14 protein-coding genes and 1 riboswitch are annotated in these 16524 nt (G+C 48.8%); of the genes, 11 read left to right on the top strand and 3 right to left on the bottom strand.

Annotated features, from left to right (window positions below):
* The first annotated feature begins 154 nt into the window (after positions 1 to 154).
* The 5 genes from LLU09_RS01310 to LLU09_RS01330 all read left to right on the top strand — a co-directional run bounded on the left by LLU09_RS01310 (position 155) and on the right by LLU09_RS01330 (position 6269).
* Positions 155 to 1417 (top strand): Y-family DNA polymerase, encoded by a 1263-nt coding sequence (locus LLU09_RS01310; protein ID WP_228310147.1) that lies wholly within the window; start codon positions 155 to 157, stop codon positions 1415 to 1417.
* Between the two features lie 213 nt (positions 1418 to 1630).
* Entirely contained in the window at positions 1631 to 2890 is a 1260-nt protein-coding gene (locus tag LLU09_RS01315; protein ID WP_228310148.1) for an aminoacyltransferase, read from the top strand.
* A gap of 8 nt (positions 2891 to 2898) precedes the next feature.
* Positions 2899 to 4173: an aminoacyltransferase gene (locus LLU09_RS01320; protein ID WP_228310149.1), complete on the top strand. Its 1275-nt coding sequence runs from the start codon at positions 2899 to 2901 to the stop codon at positions 4171 to 4173.
* Positions 4174 to 4199: 26 nt separating this feature from the next.
* Positions 4200 to 5444, top strand: a complete 1245-nt coding sequence (locus tag LLU09_RS01325; RefSeq protein WP_228310150.1) for a peptidoglycan bridge formation glycyltransferase FemA/FemB family protein — start codon at positions 4200 to 4202, stop codon at positions 5442 to 5444.
* A gap of 261 nt (positions 5445 to 5705) precedes the next feature.
* Positions 5706 to 6269, top strand: coding sequence for a recombinase family protein (locus LLU09_RS01330; RefSeq protein ID WP_228310151.1), 564 nt, complete (start codon positions 5706 to 5708; stop codon positions 6267 to 6269).
* Between the two features lie 437 nt (positions 6270 to 6706).
* On the opposite strand, the gene LLU09_RS01335 is transcribed toward LLU09_RS01330, so the two are convergent.
* Positions 6707 to 7045 (bottom strand): hypothetical protein, encoded by a 339-nt coding sequence (locus tag LLU09_RS01335; protein ID WP_228310152.1) that lies wholly within the window; start codon positions 7043 to 7045, stop codon positions 6707 to 6709.
* 174 nt (positions 7046 to 7219) lie between these two features.
* Here LLU09_RS01335 and pepF point away from each other — a divergent pair, with 174 nt between their 5' ends.
* The gene (gene pepF, locus LLU09_RS01340) at positions 7220 to 9025 is read left to right on the top strand and encodes an oligoendopeptidase F (RefSeq protein ID WP_228310153.1); all 1806 of its coding nucleotides are present in this window, start codon (positions 7220 to 7222) and stop codon (positions 9023 to 9025) included.
* Between the two features lie 25 nt (positions 9026 to 9050).
* Here the strand turns inward: pepF and LLU09_RS01345 are convergent, their stop codons facing one another.
* On the bottom strand, positions 9051 to 9923 hold the full coding sequence (locus LLU09_RS01345; RefSeq protein WP_228310154.1) for a CvfB family protein: 873 nt from the start codon (positions 9921 to 9923) through the stop codon (positions 9051 to 9053).
* Entirely contained in the window at positions 9920 to 10663 is a 744-nt protein-coding gene (locus tag LLU09_RS01350) for an NAD-dependent protein deacylase (RefSeq protein WP_228310155.1), read from the bottom strand. Before LLU09_RS01350 ends, LLU09_RS01345 begins: the two co-directional genes overlap by 4 nt.
* A gap of 84 nt (positions 10664 to 10747) precedes the next feature.
* Here LLU09_RS01350 and LLU09_RS01355 point away from each other — a divergent pair, with 84 nt between their 5' ends.
* The 5 genes from LLU09_RS01355 (at position 10748) to dapB (ending at position 16523) form a co-directional block, all read left to right on the top strand.
* On the top strand, positions 10748 to 12352 hold the full coding sequence (locus LLU09_RS01355) for an ABC-F family ATP-binding cassette domain-containing protein (protein ID WP_228310156.1): 1605 nt from the start codon (positions 10748 to 10750) through the stop codon (positions 12350 to 12352).
* 84 nt (positions 12353 to 12436) lie between these two features.
* Positions 12437 to 12616: riboswitch (Lysine riboswitch) on the top strand.
* Between the two features lie 77 nt (positions 12617 to 12693).
* The gene (locus tag LLU09_RS01360; RefSeq protein WP_040104781.1) at positions 12694 to 13896 is read left to right on the top strand and encodes an aspartate kinase; all 1203 of its coding nucleotides are present in this window, start codon (positions 12694 to 12696) and stop codon (positions 13894 to 13896) included.
* A gap of 17 nt (positions 13897 to 13913) precedes the next feature.
* The gene (locus tag LLU09_RS01365) at positions 13914 to 14909 is read left to right on the top strand and encodes an aspartate-semialdehyde dehydrogenase (protein ID WP_040104780.1); all 996 of its coding nucleotides are present in this window, start codon (positions 13914 to 13916) and stop codon (positions 14907 to 14909) included.
* Positions 14902 to 15798 (top strand): 4-hydroxy-tetrahydrodipicolinate synthase, encoded by an 897-nt coding sequence (gene dapA / locus LLU09_RS01370; protein WP_228310157.1) that lies wholly within the window; start codon positions 14902 to 14904, stop codon positions 15796 to 15798. The genes LLU09_RS01365 and dapA overlap by 8 nt, the downstream gene beginning before the upstream one ends.
* Positions 15795 to 16523 (top strand): 4-hydroxy-tetrahydrodipicolinate reductase, encoded by a 729-nt coding sequence (gene dapB / locus LLU09_RS01375; RefSeq protein ID WP_228310158.1) that lies wholly within the window; start codon positions 15795 to 15797, stop codon positions 16521 to 16523. The genes dapA and dapB overlap by 4 nt, the downstream gene beginning before the upstream one ends.
* Position 16524 lies beyond the last annotated feature (1 nt).

A 16524-nucleotide genomic window follows, 5' to 3' on the forward strand; every position in this document is an offset into this window, starting at 1 on the left:
GTTCCTCCTTTTGTCTTTAAAGTTTTATAATGTCCCATACCCAATTGATATGCATTTACTTATGAATGCAGAAGATTCGTGTCTATCCGGATGGATTCTGTGATATGATGAATATACGAAGGTGCGAACATATGTTCTGTATGGAGGGGATGACATGTACAATTATCATATCTGTCCAAAGCGCCATGTATTCTGCGTCGATCAGAAAAGTTTCTTTGCGAGTGTCTCATGCCTGTTGAAGGGGCTCGACCCCATGACGGCCAAACTTGCTGTGGTGGCGGATACGAAAAGCCTCGGCTCCGTAGTGCTTGCGGCTACACCGGAACTGAAGAAGCTCGGAATAAAGACGGGGTCCAGGCTGTTTGAAATACCGGCCCGCCGCGACATATACATCATCAATCCGTCGATGAAGACATATCTGGACTATTCGGCAAGGATTACGGAAATCGCCCTGAAATATGTGGCGCCGGAAGATTTCCATCAATACTCCGTTGATGAGTTTTTCATGGATGTGACGGAAAGCTACCGCATATTCGAGGATTCACCCTATGCTCTGGCCAAGCGGCTCAAGAAGGAAGTATATGAAGAGACGGGGATCGACTGTGCAATCGGCGTCGGGGATAACATGCTGCTCAGCAAACTTTCCCTGGATATCGAGGCGAAGCGGATGCCGGACGGCATTGCAGAGTGGCGCTATCATGATGTGCCCCGCAAGCTCTGGCCCATCAAGCCGCTCAGGAATTTCTGGGGGATCAACAGAAGGAGTGAGGTCAAGCTTAATGAACGGGGGATATTCTCCATCGGGGATCTTGCACGCTATCCGGTGGTCCATCTGAAGCGGGACTTCGGGGTCATCGGTGTGGACTGGCACCTCCATGCCAACGGAATCGACTTCAGCCTCATCCGCGAAAAGCACGCCATCCATTCCCCATCGATCGCAAAGAGCCAGATACTGATGCGGGACTACCGCTTCGATGAAATATATGTGGTGCTGCTGGAACACGTGGACGAAGTCACCCACCGTCTGAGGCTGGCGGGGAGACTGGCACGGACGATCCAGTTTGCCGTGGGGACTGCAGAAGGCAGGATATACCGCAAGCAGTTCACAGTCCGGGAAGGGACGGATGACGGGGATGTCATCATGCGGGGGATATGGAAGGCGCTTCAGGCACTTGCCGATCCCCATGCCCGGTACCGCACCTTGAGCGTCACGCTGACGAACTTCATTCCAGGATATGCGCGGCAGATTTCACTGTTTGATGACGTGGAGGCTGTCGAAAGGCGGGAAAGGCTGTTGAGGACCGTGGATAACCTCAAGGTGAAGTACGGGCAACTGAGTGTCATGCGTGCCCTCAGCTGTACGGAAGCCTCGACTCTGAAACTGAGGGATGGGTTGATTGCAGGGCATAAAAGATAGCAGGCAGTTTCGCATAGATCGAGGCAGACAGGGTATAATGGACATTGGAAGCAGGGATGGATGGCGCATCATAATAGATGGAACGGTGCCAGTCCGTCCTCCAAGTGATATAATACATAGGACTATGCTTAAATCATTCACTAATTATGGAGATGCCACAGCAAATCTGATAATATAAGCAAAGTATTAAAAATAGTTGACAGGAGTGCCAATATGCAATTTACAGAGTTGACCACTGAGGAATTCGATCATTTCACCCGGACCCACTTCAGTCATTTTACACAGACGGAGGACAACTACCGCCTGAAGGTGGAGCAGGGTGTTGAAACCTACCTTGTCGGTGTGAAGGACGGCGGAGCGGTCAGGGCTGCCTGCCTCATTACGCTGACCCCGGTGATGAAAGTATTCAAATATGCCTACAGCAACCGCGGGCCGGTGATGGATTATGCAGACAAGCAGGTGTTCGATACGTTCTTTGAGGGGCTCCAAAGGTTTTTGAAACCCAAGAAGGTCATGTATGCAAGGATCGACCCATATGAAGTGCTCAGGGAACGGGATCATGATGGCAAGATCCTCAAGGACCGGGGCAATCAGCACATCTTCGATCAATTCGAGGCACAGGGATTCAAACATGATGGATTTACGGTAGGGTTCGACCCGGTCATCCAGATCAGATGGCATTCGGTACTCGATCTCTCCGGGAAAGATCCGAAGACGCTGCTGAATGATATGGACAGCCTCCGGAAGCGGAACATCAAGAAGGCCCAGAAGCATGGCCTGCATATACGCTACCTGGAGCTCGATGAGATTGACGTGTTCAGGAAGTTCATGAAGGATACATCCGAAATGAAATCATTCGTCGACCGCGATGATGCCTACTACATCAGCAGGAAGAAGCATTTCGGCGACAACGTCATCATCCCGCTCGTATACGTCAATCTCGACGAATATACGGAATCGATTGCCAAGGACCGGGACGGTCTCGTCAAAAATATCGAAAAGGCCGAGAAGGATCTGGAGAAGGACCCATCCAACAGCAAGGCCGAGAAGAAGATCAGGAATTTCGGCGACCAGCTGAAGAACATAGAGGATAAGCTTGCCGAAGGGAAAGAGCTCCGTGAGACCCATGGTGAGGAGCTGCCGATTGCAAGTGCATACTATTTCATCACACCGCATGAAGTGGTCTATCTTGCCGGGGGCAGCGACAATGCCTTCAGGCATTTTGCAGGAAGCTATCTGATACAATGGCATATGATCAACTATGCACTCGAACATGGCATCGATCTATACAATTTCTATGGCATCAGCGGAGACTTCTCCGAAGAAGCGGAGGACTACGGTGTCATACAGTTCAAGAAAGGTTTCAATGCTGCCGTGTATGAGTATGTCGGAGATTTCATCAAGCCGATCAATGCGCCGGCCTATAAGGCCTATCAGGCGCTCACGAAAATACGGAAGCAGATTGGGAGGTAGGAATACTGATGAAATTTGTTGAATTGACTGAAAAGGAATATGCGAATTATATAGAAAAAGGTGAGGAATCCGCCTTCTTTCAAATGATAGAGAATAAGAAGAACAGGGAGATGGACAAGCAGAAGGTCCGCCTGCTCGGGGTCAAGGACGAGGAGGGTGCCGTCATAGCCGCCTGCCTCTTCACCCTGAAGAAGACCGTCATGGGCAAGTACTTCTACTATTCCAACCGCGGTCCTGTCCTGGACTATCATAATCATGAACTCGTCCGGTTCTTCCTGCAGGCCCTTACGAAATATTTGAAGAAGAACAACGGCCTGTATGTCAAACTGGATCCGAACTGGATCTACAGGAAATATGACAAGGATGTAAATCCGAAAGAGGACTATCCAGCACAAGATGCACTGATCCAGATAATGGAGGAAGAGGGCTATGTCCATCAGGGATTCACACGCGGCTACTCGAAAACATCACAGGCGCGATGGATGAGTGTCCTCGACCTGTCCGGCCATGATGAGAAGTCACTCCTGAAATCCTTCGATTCCCAAAGGAAGCGGAACATCAAGAAAGCCCAGAAGTATGGGGTGAAGGTACGTTTCCTCGAGGTGGATGAAATTGACATCTTCATGGATCTCTATCTTGATACGAGTGAAAGGCAGGGATTCTTCACCCATCCGAATCCGCGTGAATACTATTCCAACTTCAAGAAGGCATATGGGGATAAGGTACTGATCCCACTTGCCTATATAGAGCTTGATGAATACGTCAACAATCTATCAGAGCAGATTGAAGAGAATGAAAGCAAGCGGAATCAGCTGATGGAGAAGGAGAACAAGAACGACAAGACGCTCAATAAGATCGCCGAACTCGACAAGCAGCTCGACAAGATGACGGAAGACAGGATGCAGGCGAGTGAAATACAGAAAAAAGAAGGCAACATCCTCAACCTTGCTTCGGGCATCTATTTCGAGACACCATATGAAATGGTCTACAACTCCGGTGCGAGCTCCAGTGAATACGCCCATTTCGTCGGACCGTACATGATGCATTTCGAGATGATGAAGTACTGCATGGACAAGGGCATCAGCCGCTATAATTTCTATGGCGTCAGCGGAGACTTCTCCGAAGATGGGGAAGACTATGGCGTATACCGCTTCAAGCGCGGATTCAATGCAGAAATTGAAGAATTGGTTGGAGACTTTGTAAAAGTGATCAGCAAAGTGCCGTATAACCTGTACAAAGTGAAACGGAAAATTGAACAGAAAGCCGCCGCAAAATCCAATTGACGAGTAAAGGAAGGTTAGTTCCGACTATGCAGACATCACCAATCCAAGAGGAGACTTTCAAAGCGTTCATGGCGGATTATGACAGCTACAGCCATTATCTGCATGACCCCCTGTACTACGACTACATTTCAGGCGTTCAGGAGACCCATCTTCTTGGGCTTTACGAAGATGATGCACTCATCGGCGTATCCATGCTCAGTGGAAGGCCTGTCCTGAAACGCTACAGGATATTCACTTCGCATGCGGGTCCATTGATTAAGCCTTTCTCAAATGAACGGCTCCAATTTTTCCTGAAGGAAATAGATGAATATGCCAAAAAGCAGAACGGTCTCAAAATGATACATTCCCCCTATTATATATACCAGATACGCAACAGCGAAGGGGAAGTCATAGAGAGTGAATGGAACAACCATGAAATCGTAGACATCTATCGCAACCAGGGTTACAGGCATAATGGATTTACAAGACAGCTGGTGACGGACGAACTGCTGAGGCATCAGGCGGTACTCGATATCACCAAGAGTGAAGAAGAACTGCTCAAAGGTATGGACAAGACGACCCGCTATAATACACGGACGAGCGAACAGATGGGCGTCCGCCTCAGATATCTCGAAGAGAATGAATACGACAAATTCATCGATATATACAAGGATACGGAGGAGCGCATCGGCTTCGACCCCGTCAGCAGCAAAAAGATCAGAAATCTGCTCCATACACTGAAGGATCGTACCTATCTGACGTTGAGCTACATCGATCTCGAGGAGTACCTGGACAGGCTCACAGAAGAGCTTGATGCATTGGAGTCCGACCGCAGGGATATGCAGAATAAGCTCGACAGCGGCAATGGCACGAAACGCATGAAGGGCCGGCTCAATGAGCTGAAGGATTTGACCGCCAACAAAGAGAAGCGCATTGAAAAGATCAGAGGTGTACAGGCGGAGTATGGCAGCATCATCGAACTGTCAGCTGCGATGTACTACTACAACAACCACGAGATGGTATATCTTTTCAGTGGAAGCTATCCGGAGCACTCCATGTTCATGGGCACCAACTATACGACATGGCAGATGATCAAAAAGGCGAAGTCACTCGGACTCCGCCGATTCAACCTTTCCGGATTGACCGGCGACTTCACGGAAGACTCGAAGGACTATGGCGTCTACAAATTCAAGAAAGGGTATGATCCCTTCATTGAAGAGTTGCCGGGCACATTTGAAAAGATCTTCAACAGACCGGTATACAAGCTGGCTGAGAAGCTCAAGAAGGTATAGACGCAAAAGAAGTTATAGCAATGCTATAGCTTCTTTTCTTTTTGATGCATCTTGTAGAGCAGAGGGAATGTATAAATTTAAGACGAGAAGAGGTATGAAAATAGGGAGTCTATTTAACGAGGGTTTTATAAACATTAACAGTAAATAAACAAAAACACCAAAAATATTAATAAATGTTGTGTTTTTACTTGTCTTTTTTTCTCTGTAGACTTATACTATAACTATACCGTTTAAAATACATTTAAAGGAAGGTATGGAAAAATGAGTAAAATAGGATATGCAAGAGTAAGTACAAAGGGACAGAACTTGGAAAGCCAGCTGGATATGCTGCAGGAGGCGGGATGCATCAAGATCTTCTCAGAAAAGGTGAGCGGACGTAAGGCAGAACGCACAGCGCTGGAACAGTGTATGGAGTACATGCGGGAGGGCGACACGATGGTGATCACTAAACTGGATCGGCTGGGCCGGACGACAAAACAGCTGATAGAACTGGCGACAACGCTGGAAAAACGCGGAATCGACCTCGAAATCATCAATATGAACGTCACGACGAAGGATCCGATGGGAAAGATGTTCTTTACAATGATGTCGGCATTTGCGGAACTGGAAGCAAGCTTGCTGAGCGAACGAACGAAGAAAGGACTGGAATCAGCAAGGGCACGCGGCAGAAACGGCGGCAGGCCTGGCATAACGGATGACAAGAAAGCGATGATACAGTCATTGTATGATACGCAGAAATACACGGGGAAACAGATTGCAGAAATGGTTGGCGTATCAAGGGCGACTGTATATAAAGTTGTAAACGAATCAAAAGAAAACAATTGACCAGCAATGAAAACATGACAAATGATAAATGGATGTTAAATACCTGATCCGGTGATTACCGGATCAGGTATTATTTTGGCCAAATACTGGTAATTCTACAAGGTCTTATTTCTCCATATTATAAAGTTTACATAATATATATTATAGGAAGTTATCTATATATCTGAAAGGTGCACCCTTTTTATCTTTTCTCCATATTCCCCATGATTATTCGTTTACTTTACTTTGCCTCTGCCGGCCTTCTAACGGCGTCGACCCCGCAGTCAAGTGATGGTTCCACGTATATGTCTATAATCCTATAGATAACTTGTTATTGGATTCATCATATCCAATGTTCTGCAATCATTACAATCTCTTTAAACCTGTATTATATGTATATACATGTTTGTCGGCTTTTTCGTCATAAAAAAACAGCTGCGTATACAGCTGTCCCGTTTCTATCTTTTCCTTTCGTCATGTGTATAATCAGTTTGATCCACTTCCTGTGTGCCTGCATGTTCATCTGCAAGTGCCTTCTTCCTTCTGCGACCTCTGACATACAGCCATGTCAGGACACTAACAATCAATGACAGTATCCCAAGGAATACGGCATAACCCATCAGCGGTTCCCAGTTTGTATCCTCCATGAAGTTTGGCACGATGAACGCTGTCAGTGCCATGATTATGAAAACGGCAATCGGCATGAGTATATATTTACTGGTGCTCATTGCAATGAGTACGCTGATGATGATTACCAGCAATATGCTGATTATATAGAAGCTTGGACTATCGATCATTCCATTCACCTCCCGGAAGCATCTATTCCATACTTATATTCTCTTAAATCACAGCAACAAAACCTATTCATTTTGCTTTATTCATCTTCGTATAATAAAAGATTTAAATTTTTAGAATCTTCATGTATAATGGTCTTAATACTTCGGTTTCCGAAATTAAAGGAGTGTCAAAGAATGGAACAATTGAAATCCAGAAATGAAGTTGATGTGAATTATACATGGAATCTGACCGATCTATTTGAATCTGATGATGCATTCGAACAGGCAGTGGAAAAAATCCGCCCTGAAATAGAAAGCTTCAGCAAGCAGTATGCGAATAGCCTTACCGATGCTTCAGTTGCAGTTGAAGCAATCGAAGGCTTCAAGGGCCTCATGGAGTCGTTGGTGCCGATCGGTGCATATGCGAACCTCAGGCTGTCTTCCGACCAGGGGGATGCATCGGCACAGCGTCTGAGTGGCATTGCGAGCAATATAGGTACATATTTCGGCAGTGAAACGAGTTTCCTGACAAGTGAACTGCTGCAGAAGGACGAATCATTCCTCGAGGATATCAGGACCCGGGCACCGGAATTCGAAAACTTCGTGGATGAACTGCTGAAGCAAAAGCCATACCAGCTGGATGCAAAAGTCGAAAAGGCACTTGCCTCCTACTCCACCGTATTCGAAGGGCCGTACAGCCTCTACCTGAAAACGAAGCTGCTGGACATCGATTTCGGCACATTTACAGCCAATGGGCAGGAAATCCCCCTCTCCTACCTTGCTTTTGAAGGTGAACTTGAATCGCATGAAGATACTGAAGTGAGACGCAATGCATTCCGTGCATTCAGCGATAAGCTCGCAGACTATCAGCACACGACGGCAGCGACATACGACCTCCAGCTGAAGCAGGAGAAGACGACTGCCGACCTCAGGGGCTTCGATTCGGTCATCGACTACCTGCTCCATCGCCAGGATGTGGATCAGACGCTCTATAACCGTCAGATCGACATGATCATGAGTGATCTTGCACCGCATATGAGACGCTATGCTAAGCTCCTAAAGCGTGTCCATGGCCTCGATGAGATGAAATATGAAGACCTCAAGATCTCCCTCGATCCGTCCTCCGAACCTGAAATCAGTGTGGAAGAATCCAGGAAATACATTAATGATGCACTCGGCATCATGGGGGAAGACTATCTCAGCATGGTCAACCGTGCATACGATGAGCGCTGGATCGACTTCGTGAAGAATAAGGGGAAATCGACCGGTGCCTTCTGTGCAAGCCCGTACGGTTCCCATCCATTCATCCTGATATCATGGACTTCCCTGATGACCGAAGTGTTCGTCCTTGCCCATGAACTGGGTCACGCAGGCCATTTCTACAATGCCAACCGGGAACAGAATGTATTCGATGCAAGGAGCTCCATGTACTTCATAGAAGCACCGAGCACAATGAATGAAATGCTCATGGCGAACCATCTGCTCGAGAATTCGGATGATCCGAAGTTCAAGCGCTGGGTCATCAGTTCCATCATTTCAAGGACGTACTACCACAACTGTGTGACGCACCTGCTTGAAGCTGCCTATCAGCGTGAAGTGTACAAGAAGGTGGACAATAACGAAAGCGTCTCTGCACCGGAACTGAACCGCCTCAAGCGTCAGGTGATCGAAGAATTCTGGGGAGAAGATGTGACGATCACCGAGGGTGCCGAACTCACATGGATGAGGCAGCCGCACTACTATATGGGACTCTACCCGTACACATATTCCGCCGGCCTGACCATTGCGACCGCAATGAGCAAGCGGGTGCTGAACGAAGGGCAGCCTGCCGTCGATGACTGGCTGAAGGTGCTCAAGTCCGGAGGCACGAAATCGCCTGTCGAACTGGCCCAGATGGCGGGTGTCGATGTAACGACGGACCAGCCACTGCGTGATACGATCGATTATATCGGGGAACTTGTGGATCAGCTTGAAGCACTGACGGAAGAGATAGGAGAATAGAAAAAACGGTAATCGAAATTTTCGATTACCGTTTTTCTTTGAGCACCGTCTCCCTGGAAGTCTGTTCTACTTTCCCCTCCTTCATCAGGCGGCCGAGTGCGCGCTTGAATGAGCCCTTCGACATGTTGAATGCCTCTTTGATGTCTTCTGGTGAACTTTTGTCGTTCAACGGCATGCGTCCGCCATTTTTAGTGATGTAGTCCAGAAGCTTCTCGCTGTCGGCATCCATCTTCTTGTATGCCTGCTGGATGAAGGAACCATTGATTTCACCCTTGTCATTGATGCCGATCACCCTGAACTTCTTAAGCTCGCCAAGCCTCGGCTCATCCTCACGTTCGCTCTCATGGACAAACACCTTATGGCCTTCTTCGGTCAGAAGGAATGTACCGATGCGGAGCAGGCGGTACGGACGCCCTTCCATCCATTTGTTCTTCAGTTCCTCGAACTTGGATGCTTCAACCGGCGTAAAGCGTTCTGCTGCTTCATTTTCAGTGATGAGCCTGCCATACAGCTGGCTGTCGCTTTCCGCCCTCAGTTTGAGATAAAGCTTGTCGCCCTCCTTCGGCCACACGCTCTTCACTTTGGGAAGGTCGATCCACGGCACCAGTATCTCCCTCGGTATGCCGATGTCCACAAAGGCCCCCTCCCTATTCACTTCCGTCACAGTGGCATAACCATACTGTTCGACGGAAGCATCAGGGACGACGGGCGCAGCAAACAGTTCGCCACTTCTATTCGGGTAGATGAAGGCGCTGATTTCCTCGCCGATTTCATACTCCCTGTCTGAAGTCGATGCGTTCATCCGGATGTAGAGTGCATCCTCCGTCTTCAGATGATAAGTGGACCCTTCCTTTTTAATCACTTCCAAAAATTGTACTGTACCTGATATCTGGTTCATAAACTATCTCCTTCATTATTATATATCTTTTCGATCACTTCGGTCATATCCTCATTGAGCACAAGGTCTGCGTCCAAATCGAAGGGTGTTTCATCCCTGTTGATGATGACCAGGTGGCTGCCGTTGAAATAGTTGATGAGGAATGCTGCAGGGTTCACGAGCAGCGATGAGCCCATCACCACCAGTGTATCTGCCTTCGCCAGTTTGTCTATTGCAGAATTTATGACGGTCTCATCCAGCATTTCCCCATAGAGTACGATGTCCGGCCTGATCACACTGCCGCATGCACAATGGGCGATATCTTTGCCCATGACGTCCTGCTTCGGGTATTCCCTGCTGCATGAAATGCAGTAGAACCGGTTGAGCGACCCATGGAGTTCATCCACATTCCGGCTGCCTGCATCGTGATGCAACCCGTCTATGTTCTGGGTGATGACTCCGAGCGACCGCCCTGCCATTTCTTCATGGGCAATGAAATCATGGACGATGTTCGGCGCCTTGTCTGCAAGCATCAGGCGCTTCCTGTAGAAACGGATGAAACTTTCCGGATCATCCTCCAGGTGATCCCTGCTCAAAAGGTATTCCGGCGAATGGCCTGCCCTGCTGATCTCATCGAACAGGCCACCCATACTTCTGAAATCGGGGATGCCGCTTTTGACCGACACCCCTGCACCAGTGAAAAATACGGTACGACGACTCTCATCCATTATTGTGGAAAATCGGCGCAATTCGTGCTCCATTGGTATCCGCCCTCCTAGAATTATATTTCAATGGTACCATAAATGTGTTATCATCGCTTAAGAATATACTAAAGGAGAATGCCTATGCTACAGGTTATAGATGTTAGTCTGAGGTTTGGCGACCGCAAACTGTTTGAAGATGTAAATATAAAGTTCACTCCGGGCAACTGCTACGGGCTGATCGGTGCGAATGGTGCCGGAAAATCCACATTCCTCAAGATACTTTCAGGAGAAATGGAGGCGCAGACCGGCCATGTGAGCATGGGGAAGGATGAGCGTCTTGCAGTCCTGAAACAGGACCATTTCGGATACGAGGAATACCGTGTGCTGGATGTTGTAATGATGGGCCACGCAAAACTTTGGGAAGTCATGAATGAAAAGAATGAAATATATATGAAGCCGGACTTCTCCGATGAGGATGGAATACGTGCTGCAGAACTCGAAGGCGAATACGGCGAAATGGGCGGCTGGACGGCCGAATCCGATGCTGAAAGCCTGCTGCATGGCCTCGGCATAGATTCAACCCTCGTGGACAAGAACATGTCCGAGCTCGAAAACAATCAGAAAGTCAAAGTCCTGCTTGCACAAAGCCTGTTCGGCAACCCTGATGTCCTGCTCCTCGATGAGCCGACCAACGGCCTCGACATACAGGCGATCCAATGGCTTGAAGAATTCCTCATCAATTTCGACAATACTGTCATCGTGGTTTCCCACGACCGTCATTTCCTTAATAATGTGTGTACACATATTGCCGACCTCGACTTCGGAAAGATACAGCTGTATGTAGGCAACTATGATTTCTGGTACCAATCCAGCCAACTGGCGCTGCAGATGGCCCAGGATCAGAACAAGAAGAAGGAAGAGAAAATCAAGGAACTGAAGGACTTCGTTGCACGGTTCAGTGCGAATGCCTCCAAATCCAAGCAGGCGACAAGCCGTAAGAAGACGCTTGAGAAGATTGAACTCGATGACATCAAGCCATCTTCCAGAAGGTACCCGTTTGTGAAGTTCACGCCTGAACGTGAAATCGGCAACGACCTGCTCTATGTAAAAGGGCTCACGCACAGTGTCGACGGAAACAAAGTGCTGGATAACGTCAGCTTCACACTCGATCCATATGACAAGGCCGTCCTGATCGGCTCCTCTGAAATTGCACGCACCACCCTCCTCCGTATCCTGGCCGGTGAAGTCACTCCGGATGAAGGTGAAGTCAAATGGGGCGTGACGACAAGCCAGAGCTATATGCCGAAGGACAACTCGGAATATTTCGAAGGCGTTGATACGAACCTTGTCGACTGGCTGCGCCAGTATGCGCCACCCGAAGAACAGACGGAAACCTTCCTGAGAGGCTTCCTCGGAAGGATGCTCTTCAGCGGCGAAGAAGCCAAGAAGAAGGCAAGCGTATTATCCGGTGGGGAAAAAGTCCGTGCAATGCTGTCGAAGATGATGCTCTCAAAGGCGAACGTCATCCTGCTCGACGAACCGACCAACCACCTGGACCTCGAAAGCATCACTGCAGTGAATGACGGACTGAAAGACTTCAAGGGCTCCATCATCTTCACTTCCCATGACTTTGAATTCATCAACACGATCACGAACAAGGTCATTGAACTGAAGGACTCCGGTGCAATCGTCAAAGAGTCCACCTATGAGGAATACCTGAAAGACCAGGGTCTCATAAAATCATAATTTATGGACAATTCCATATATTTTGAGGAAAGTAGTTTACATGCATTGGTTATGTATGTATAATGGCATTTATAAAATTAAATATCAGTTGGATGAGGCGCATCAATCATCAGTAGCCACTTAATATATAGTCTGCGAACTTTAAGTGTGTGAAAGGGTGCGATGCCGAAATGGCCTGCCGTTGCAGCGGCAAGCCATTGGATTTGAGGGTTAAGAGCTCCAGGTCTGTCATTATTTTTACAATAATGGAGTGCATCACTTGTGTATAGATCAGAACAAGTCCGGCATTCCGCCGGGCTTGTTTTTTTAGTTTGAGTGAGTGCTTCCCTACAGGAGGACATATGGAAACGAGCGTTTTGAAATTTGGAGGAACATCTGTCGGTGATTTCGACAAGATAAAGGAAATTGCGAATGAATTGAAATCAAGGGTGTCCAGGGGCGAGAAGCTGATCGTCGTAGTCAGTGCAATGGGTGGTACTACAGATGAGCTGCTGTTGAACGCAAACAGCCTCTCCTCCACTCCCAAGGAGGATCATGTGGCACTGCTTCTGACGACAGGAGAACAGCAGACGATCTCCTACCTCTCGATCATCCTCGATGACCTGGGCATCCGGACAAAGGCGATGACAGGCTATCAGGCAGGCATAAAGACATTTGGCGGCCACATGAAAAGCAGGATCGCGGATATTGACCAGAAGCATCTGGAAGCCGCATTGGATAACCACGATGTCGTCGTAATCGCCGGATTCCAGGGCATCAACGATGAAATGGAGATCACCACACTCGGCCGCGGAGGTTCCGACACGACAGCGGTGGCCATAGCAGCCCGGTGCAACATGCCGTGTGAAATATATACGGATGTGGATGGTGTCTATGCGACCGACCCGCGTGTATATGAAGAGGCAGGAAGGATCTATGAAATCACCTACGATGAAATGATGGAAATGAGTGCCCTCGGGGCAGGCGTTCTTGAAACACGGTGCATAGAGATCGCAAAGAACCATTCGATCCCCCTCTACTTGGGCCGCACACTATCAGATGAGAAAGGAACATGGATCATGGAAGATACACAAGTTCTCGAAAGGAAGGCAGTAACCGGTGTGGCGCTCGACAGTGACATCATTCATGTCACCCTGTACGAACCGGAAAGGGAGTCGACCCTCATCTTCGATCTTTTCGAAAAGTTCGAGGCCCATGACATCAACATCGATATGATCTCCCAGGTGGTGAACAGTGAAGGGTTCCAGTTGTCCTTCACCGTCAAGGGAAATGAATCCTATCGCCTGGATGAGATATTCGAAGCGGTCGAACGCCTCCACCCGGAGATGGTGATGGATGTCAGGACAAACCACTCAAAAGTTTCAATCATCGGTTCCGGGATGCGTGATATGACCGGTGTCGCCTCACGGGCGTTCATGGCATTGCAGCAGGCCGGCATCCCCTTCTATCAGACGACGACTTCGGAAATCAGCATTTCCTATGTCGTGGATGGTGAAAAGGACAGGCAGGCAGTCGAAGTATTGGCGAAAAAATTCAATCTATAAAATCAGGAGGAATCATTATGGTCAAGGTAGCAATAGTTGGAGCGACGGGTGTCGTCGGAAGTAAAATGATAGAAATGTTCGAACAGTACGAGATAGCAGCAGATGAGCTTGTCCTCTTCTCTTCCCCACGATCTGCAGGCAAGGAGGTCGAGGTGCAGGGACAGATGTATACAGTCCGGGAATTGACTGAGGAAGCGGCAAAGGAAGGCTTCGATTATGTCATCATGAGTGCCGGCGGCGGTACAAGCAAGCACTTCGCCCCACTATTTGAAGAAGGCGGCGCGATTGTGATAGACAACTCAAGCCAATGGCGGATGCATGAGGACATCGACCTGATCGTACCGGAAATCAACAGGCCCGTCCTTGACCGCAGGATCATCGCCAACCCGAACTGCTCCACAATCCAGTCTGTTGTCGCCCTTCAGCCGCTGAAGGAGAAATTTGGCCTCAAGAGGGTGCATTACACGACATACCAGGCAGTATCCGGCTCGGGTGTCGGCGGCCTGCGCGACCTTGAAGAAGGGGCGAAGGGAGAAGCGCCGACGACCTACCCGCACCCAATCCATGATAATGTCCTTCCGCATATAGACGTCTTCCAGGAAGATGGCTATACGAAAGAGGAAAGGAAGATGATCGACGAAACACAGAAGATCCTGAGCCAGCCAGACCTCGCCGTTACAGCAACTTGCGTCCGCGTACCTGTTACAAACAGCCATGCCGTGCAGATCAACGTCACTCTGGACAAGGAAGCGACGGTCGAAGAAGTGCGTGAAGCATTCAAGGGCATTCCCCATATCAAACTGGTGGACAACCCGGAGAACAATGAGTATCCGACTCCCCTTGACAGCACTGGAAAAAGCGAAGTCTTCGTCGGGCGCATCCGCAAGGACGAGTCACTCGAAAACACATTCCATATATGGTGTACAGCAGACAACCTTCTCAAAGGCGCAGCGCAGAATACGGTACAGATCCTAAAAATGATGATGGAAACGGAGAGTGTTCAAAATGGATAGCGATATTATTTTTGAAGGTATTGGCGTAGCAATCACGACCCCTCTGACGAATGACGAAGTGGATTATGCGGCGTTCAGGAAGCATATCGAGTATCTGATCGACAACAATGTCCAGGCGATCATCGTAAATGGTACAACCGGCGAGTCCCCTACACTGTCTTCAGAGGAAGCGCGCGAACTGCTCAAGGTGGGTGTGGATACGGTCGCAGGCAGGGTTCCTGTCATCGCAGGCACCGGTACAAACTCGACCCGTGCCAGCATAGAACTGTCCAAATATGCAGCAGAGATCGGCGCAGATGCCTTGATGCTCATTACGCCCTACTACAACAAAAGCAATCAGAGCGGCCTCTATCAGCATTTCACCAAAATTGCAGACAGCACGGAGCTTCCGGTCGTCCTCTACAACGTCCCTGGCAGGACGGGCATGACCATCGAGCCGGATACGGTTGCAGAACTGAGCAGGCATCCGCACATCGTGGCATTGAAAGATGCTGTGGGCAACCTCGAATACACCAAAGAAGTGCTCGAACTGACGTCAGACCAGAATTTCATCCTTTACAGCGGTAATGACGACAATATGCACGATTTCTGCCAGCTGGGTGGAAAAGGACTGATTTCGGTCGTCGGCAACATCATTCCGGGCGAGCTTCAGGAAGTCTATGAAAGCATAAAGAATGGCAGCGGGGATTCACAAGAGAAGTTCGACGCCCTGATGCCGATGATCGAAGCCGTACAGGTGGATGTCAATCCGATTCCTGTCAAAGCGATGACGAGTGAACTTGGTTTCGGCAATTATGAACTCAGGTTGCCGCTTGTTCCCCTCGAAGAGGAGGCATTGAATGAAGTGATTCAGACAATGAGAAAATTCAAGGAGGGTTCCTTCGTATGAAGATCCTTCTCATAGGCTACGGCACAATGAACAAAATCACAGCAAGACTTGCCGAGGAAGAGGGTCATGAGATAGTCGGAATCATCGCAGGCAGCGGCAAGGATGCCCCCTACCCTGCGTTCGGGACGATTGACGCGGCAGAGGCCGATGTCGCTATCGACTTCTCGCATCCAGAGCTTCTGCTCCCACTGCTTGAGGATGAGGTGAAGACGCCCCTCGTAATCGCCACGACGGGGCAGAAGGAGGAAATCGTCTCCATACTGAAGGAAAAAAGCACTTCCCTGCCGGTATTCTTCAGTGCCAATATGAGCTACGGTGTCCATGTGATGAATACGCTGCTCAAGAAGGCGTTGACGATGCTGGATGAATTCGACCTGGAGATGGTGGAACGCCACCACAACAAAAAGGTCGATGCACCAAGCGGCACCCTCGTCAAGCTGCTGGATACGGCTCTGGAGCACCGCGATGAAAGTTATCCGGTCTATGACAGATCCAATGTCCACGAGAAGCGGAAGAAGGAAGAAATCGGCGTCAGTGCGATCCGTGGCGGTTCCATTGTAGGTACGCATGATGTTATATTTGCCAAAGATGATGAAGTCATCGAAATCACCCATCAGGCGCAATCCAAGGAAATATTTGCGAATGGCGCACTCAAGGCCGCAAATGTCCTGGTCAATCGTCCGAACGGCTTTTACGACTACAATAATTTATTCGAGGAGAGATAGG

The organism is Salinicoccus sp. RF5, assembly GCF_020786625.1.
GTDB lineage: Bacteria > Bacillota > Bacilli > Staphylococcales > Salinicoccaceae > Salinicoccus.

Excerpts from the sequence above, each read along its gene's own strand:
- LLU09_RS01345 (WP_228310154.1), bottom strand. The coding sequence starts at position 9,923 with ATGAACCAGATATCAGGTACAGTACAATTTTTGGAAGTGATTAAAAAG.
- LLU09_RS01355 (WP_228310156.1), top strand. The coding sequence starts at position 10,748 with ATGCTACAGGTTATAGATGTTAGTCTGAGGTTTGGCGACCGCAAACTG.
- LLU09_RS01335 (WP_228310152.1), bottom strand. The coding sequence starts at position 7,045 with ATGATCGATAGTCCAAGCTTCTATATAATCAGCATATTGCTGGTAATC.
- LLU09_RS01315 (WP_228310148.1), top strand. The coding sequence starts at position 1,631 with ATGCAATTTACAGAGTTGACCACTGAGGAATTCGATCATTTCACCCGG.
- LLU09_RS01365 (WP_040104780.1), top strand. The coding sequence starts at position 13,914 with ATGGTCAAGGTAGCAATAGTTGGAGCGACGGGTGTCGTCGGAAGTAAA.
- LLU09_RS01350 (WP_228310155.1), bottom strand. The coding sequence starts at position 10,663 with ATGGAGCACGAATTGCGCCGATTTTCCACAATAATGGATGAGAGTCGT.
- LLU09_RS01310 (WP_228310147.1), top strand. The coding sequence starts at position 155 with ATGTACAATTATCATATCTGTCCAAAGCGCCATGTATTCTGCGTCGAT.
- LLU09_RS01325 (WP_228310150.1), top strand. The coding sequence starts at position 4,200 with ATGCAGACATCACCAATCCAAGAGGAGACTTTCAAAGCGTTCATGGCG.
- pepF (WP_228310153.1), top strand. The coding sequence starts at position 7,220 with ATGGAACAATTGAAATCCAGAAATGAAGTTGATGTGAATTATACATGG.
- dapB (WP_228310158.1), top strand. The coding sequence starts at position 15,795 with ATGAAGATCCTTCTCATAGGCTACGGCACAATGAACAAAATCACAGCA.
- dapA (WP_228310157.1), top strand. The coding sequence starts at position 14,902 with ATGGATAGCGATATTATTTTTGAAGGTATTGGCGTAGCAATCACGACC.
- LLU09_RS01360 (WP_040104781.1), top strand. The coding sequence starts at position 12,694 with ATGGAAACGAGCGTTTTGAAATTTGGAGGAACATCTGTCGGTGATTTC.
- LLU09_RS01330 (WP_228310151.1), top strand. The coding sequence starts at position 5,706 with ATGAGTAAAATAGGATATGCAAGAGTAAGTACAAAGGGACAGAACTTG.
- LLU09_RS01320 (WP_228310149.1), top strand. The coding sequence starts at position 2,899 with ATGAAATTTGTTGAATTGACTGAAAAGGAATATGCGAATTATATAGAA.